3 protein-coding genes are annotated in these 5259 nt (G+C 37.3%); all 3 read left to right on the plus strand.

The features are described 5' to 3' along the window. Window positions 1-2058 (plus strand): tetratricopeptide repeat protein (locus tag F6K15_RS37245; RefSeq protein ID WP_293071066.1); only part of this gene is annotated, 2058 nt, incomplete at its 5' end. Between the two features lie 866 nt (window positions 2059-2924). Then, window positions 2925-3941 (plus strand): hypothetical protein, encoded by a 1017-nt coding sequence (locus F6K15_RS37250; RefSeq protein WP_293071067.1) that lies wholly within the window; start codon window positions 2925-2927, stop codon window positions 3939-3941. 88 nt (window positions 3942-4029) lie between these two features. Further along, entirely contained in the window at window positions 4030-5202 is a 1173-nt protein-coding gene (locus tag F6K15_RS37255) for a U32 family peptidase (protein WP_293071068.1), read from the plus strand. Window positions 5203-5259: the final 57 nt, after the last annotated feature.

The following is a 5259-nucleotide window of genomic DNA, read 5'->3' on the forward strand; positions in this document are numbered from 1 at the left end:
ACGGAGAACGAAACATCTCCACCAGCATCAGTAGAAGAAACTTTAGCACAAACACCAGAGACGGAGAACGAAACATCTCCACCAGCATCAGTAGAAGAAACTTTAGCACAAACACCAGAGACGGAGAACGAAACATCTCCACCAGCATCAGTAGAAGAAACTTTAGCACAAACACCAGAGACGGAGACCAAAACATCTCCACCAGCATCAGTAGAAGAAACTTTAGCACAAACACCAGAGACGGAGACCAAAACATCTCCACCAGCATCAGTAGAAGAAACTTTAGCACAAACACCAGAGACGGAGACCGAAACATCTTCACCAGCAATTTTGAAGGATGCTTTGCCACTCACATCAAAAAATGATATTTCTAATTTGAAAGATAGTGATGCTCGCTACAAGCAAAAACAAATTCTGCCGGAAGAAAAAGATCCTCAAGAAACCATCGCTAATTTAACTGAAGCACTTCGACTTAATCCAGCCGATATTTACTACCAGCTAGGTAAGCTAAAGTCTCAACAGGGAAATTATCAGGAGGCGATAGCAGATTTTACTGAAGCACTCACATTTAATATCGATCCCTATCAAACTTATACCTGTTATAATGAAAGAGGTGTTGCCTATTCACATTTAGAAGATTATCAGAAAGCACTGGCTGATTTTACTGCTGCGATCAAAATCGATCCAAGCGATCCGAACGCTTGTCACAACCGAGGAAGTCTTCACTCTGTCATGGGAAATTATCAGGAGGCGATAGCAGATTTTACTACAGTCATAAAATCTCATCCTAAAGATGCTGATGCCTATAATAATCGAGGTATTTGTCTTTATGAAATGAAGGACTTTGATGGGGCGATAGCAGATTTTACTGAGGCAATTAAGATTAATCCAGATTATGCAGATGCTTATAATAATCGAGGCATTTCTAATTATGAAATAGGGGATTATCCGCAGGCAATAGATGATTATACAGAAGCAATTAAGCTGGAACCAAAAGATGCTAAAATTTATTATAATCGCGGTATACTTCGTTATTTTACCAAAAAATATCCAGAGGCAATAAATGACTTTAATAAAGCAGCCGAACTTTATCAACAACAAGGAAAAAACGAAGATTATCAGAAAGTGATGAAAATGATTAGAAAATTGGAAACATCTCCACCAACATCAGTAGAAGAAACTTTAGCACAAACACCAGAGACGGAGACCAAAACATCTCCACCAGCAATTTTGAAGGATGCTTTGCCACTCACATCAAAAAATGATATTTCTAATTTGAAAGATAGTCATACTCGCTACAAGCAAAAACAAATTCTGCCGGAAGAAAAAGATCCTCAAGAAACCATCGCTAATTTAACTGAAGCACTTCGACTTAATCGAGCCGATATTTACTACCAGCGAGGTAAGCTCAAGTCTCAACAGGGAAATTATCAGGAGGCGATAGCAGATTTTACTGAAGCACTCACATTTAATATCGATCCCTATCAAACTTATACCTGTTATAATGAAAGAGGTGTTGCCTATTCACATTTAGAAGATTATCAGAAAGCACTGGCTGATTTTACTGCTGCGATCAAAATCGATCCAAGCGATCCGAACGCTTGTCACAACCGAGGAAGTCTTCACTCTGTCATGGGAAATTATCAGGAGGCGATAGCAGATTTTACTACAGTCATAAAATCTCATCCTAAAGATGCTGATGCCTATAATAATCGAGGTATTTGTCTTTATGAAATGAAGGACTTTGATGGGGCGATAGCAGATTTTACTGAGGCAATTAAGATTAATCCAGATTATGCAGATGCTTATAATAATCGAGGCATTTCTAATTATGAAATAGGGGATTATCCGCAGGCAATAGATGATTATACAGAAGCAATTAAGCTGGAACCAAAAGATGCTAAAACTTATTATAATCGCGGTATACTTCGTTATTTTACCAAAAAATATCCAGAGGCAATAAATGACTTTAATAAAGCAGCCGAACTTTATCAACAGCAAGGAAAAAAAGAGGATTATCAGGAAGTGATGAAAATGATTAGAAAGCTAAATAAGTAATGATTTTATTTTTGAAAATGTCAAGATTCAGGTATGGAATTTGGGAATAAAAGAAGGAAATAATAAGTCACAATTACAGGCGATCGTTATTATGGATAGCTCAAATAAATTAATGACGGAGTACCTTTGGCCACGAGAAGTTTTTCAAAGTTGGTAAGCTCTCTGGGTGTTGGAGTACCTCCATTGACTTTCCATTGAGCGATCGCCAGTCAGAGCGTTAGTAAACTGCCTTTGGAAAAGGAGCGCTCTGACTTATATGATGTTCGGTTGAATACTTAGGGTTTGCGCCCATAAAGTCTTTTTGCTCTTTGTAGGAGACAACCCACCCGCGGGCCCCGACGGTGGAGGGGAAGACAGGAGACAACCCACCCCTAGCCCCTCCCCCTCCCAACCCACCCCTAACCCCTCCCAGGAGGGGAGGGGGAGACAGGAGAAATGGGGAATGAGCAAGGAGGTACGAGTAAGAATTGTCTCTCAGTTTTTCTGTTCTTGTCTGCCTTTTATGCTAACTTTTTGAGCATGAAGAGCTCAAACAAGGGCACTTTTTGGGACTCTAAAAAGGCTCAAGCCAATATCAGTCAATGCTTTTAGATTTAAGAAGACTAAATTCACTTATAAAAAGGTAAATTTTTCCAAATAACTAATGTCAATATTTTCATCGTTTCAAAAGACAAAAAGGTATAAATGCACAGAGGTTAAATCTATGGATAGAACTGATTAACTAACCTCATAGATTGACTATTTTATATTAGTGGCCATATAATTTTTTTTCTGGGTAATTATGAATAATTATTACTTACCACTTCTCATCAAGATGTTATACAAATTACCATGGAAGTAAAAGTTAGCAATTTCCCGTCAATAAAATGAAATCAATTTATTTATTAATTTCAACTTTTTTGATGGTCACTTCTGATTGCCCGCCCATAATTATTGAGAAAGACAACCTCAGAAACAAACACCACTATAATCAAGTTGAAATCATCAATTATCAAAATCAACAATCAACTTTACCTATTTCATTTTCAGGACAAAAGAAAACTTACTTGATAGCTCAAACACAAGAAAATAATCCACCAGAAGATCGAAAACAAAAAGAACAACCAGAATATCAAAAAGTGATGGTAATCGCTCTGTTTGCCTCATTTCTATTTTTGTTTGTGATTTCTGGTTTAATTGCTTTGGGAGGAATTACAGAAAAAATTAAAGTAAAGGATAAATTTCTCGGTCCTTTATTTATTGCAGTTTTAATAGAAGGATTATGTCCGGCAGTATTAGCATTTGGGAGGCCGGAAATTATTTTTCCCAATGATACAATTCAGAACTTAAAGAATCAAATAAAGAATTTAACAGAGGAAAACAATAATTTGGCTGAAATCAAGAAATACCTAGACCAAGAATCTGAACTGGAGGCAAAAGATGGAGAGATTCAAGAACTAAAAAACACAATTGATAGCAAAAACAAAACAATTGATAGCAAAAACAAAACAATTATTACTTTGGAAGCTCAACTTGCAGATTCTGTAAAAATAGATAAAAGCTTTTTTGGTAAAATAGCTAAAATAGATGATTATGCTAGAAGCCTTCCTCCGGATAGAACATTTGACCCAATGTATACACAGGAAATTCCTAGCAATCAAACAAAGGAAATAGAGACCAGAAAAGAATACTGTCAAATTATTCAAGAGCTTTTAAAAGTTATTGGTAAACTAGAAAAAAACAGAACTCCTAATAATAACTGTAGAGAAACTGCAACAAAATTAGCAAAATATCAAAGTCAAAAAGGTGTTAAAGAACCATTCGATGAACTTTACGACCCAAACAAAACAACAACTTATTTAATTATTGATTATCTGGAAATAAAAGGATTAATTGACAAATAAATTAAGATGTCAAAAAATATCCTGTTTCTCATCAAATTAAATTAGGATATAGAAAACAACAACTAATCATTTCTATCTCCTAAAAAAGATGCAATTTAATACATTTGTTTCATCCATCAAAGATTTAAAAAGGTGCGTCAACGCCCCTAACTTGCAAGAAATTTTACTACAACCTACCCTACTTGCCAAACAGGGGCAACTCTCACAACAACAGGTACAGTCTTTAGCATCAACAGCAGTAGAATTTGGTTTACGCCCGGTGTTAGTGTGGGATATTCTGATGCCAGAACAGGTGATGAATAGAATTTGCGAACAACTGACTCAGTGGGACTTGAGCAAGTTTGAGGCAGTTCGGGTTTGCGATCCAGGTGCTGCCTGGTGGTTGAAAATTCATTATCCAACTATAGCGCTACAATTTGTTGTGGAAACAGGTAATCACAATTTGGAAGCATTAAGGGGTTGGTGCGAGATTTTTTCTGACTCCTTGGAACGTTTAATACTATCCATTGAACTGCCAGAACAAAAACTTATTGAATATTGCCAAACTCTTCCTATCGGTTGCGAAGTTTTGGGAGTGGGGCAAATTTTGTTGTTTTATTCCCCACGTTCCCTACTATCTCCACATTTATTAGACTCTGAGTCTAAGGAAAAAGTACGCCTGGAGACTACAGTATCATCGGAAGATAGTAATAACCGACCTTTCCCTACTTTGGAAACGGTGCATGGTACGTTTATGTTTTTGGATAAAGACCAGTTTATTCTGGAGAAACTCGATCGCTTACAGGAAGCAGGTCTGCATACTGTCTGTTTAGACTTGCGACATTTGGGGAAAGATGCTGATGTAGCAGTAGATGTTGAGCAAATTTGTAGTCAGATTTTAACTGACCCCATTTCTTTGCGCAAAAATTGGCCAAGACCTACGCGATCGCCTTTTTTTAATGCCAACCGCACTACTTCTATATTTTCTCGGATGAAGTCTAAGCATAAGTTAATTCAGTATCGACAAGAAGTTGGTTTAGCTGAGGTTTTAGCAGGAGAGAGTGGCAATTATGTTGTGTTTCACTCTTTGCGAGCTTTTGCTGTTTCTCAAGTGGAGAAAATAATTGTACCTACTGGGGAAGAAATAGAGATTCCAGAAGAAATAGTATTTCGTAACTTAAATGGTGAGGTAATTGAATCATGCGATCGCGAACAAATTATAATTACAGACTGGATCAAAAAAGCGATGCCAGGTTCATTATTGTTGGGAGTAGGGGAGTAGGGGAGTGGGGGAGTAGGGGAGTGGGGGAGTGGGGGAGGGGGGGAGTAGGGGAGATGG

Origin of the sequence: Okeania sp. SIO2B3 (assembly GCF_010672525.1) — a bacterium.
In the GTDB taxonomy this organism is placed as follows: domain Bacteria; phylum Cyanobacteriota; class Cyanobacteriia; order Cyanobacteriales; family Microcoleaceae; genus Okeania.

What these genes read in the sequence shown, in the direction of transcription:
- F6K15_RS37255 (WP_293071068.1), top strand. Translation starts at nt 4,030, where the DNA reads ATGCAATTTAATACATTTGTTTCATCCATCAAAGATTTAAAAAGGTGC.
- F6K15_RS37250 (WP_293071067.1), top strand. Translation starts at nt 2,925, where the DNA reads ATGAAATCAATTTATTTATTAATTTCAACTTTTTTGATGGTCACTTCT.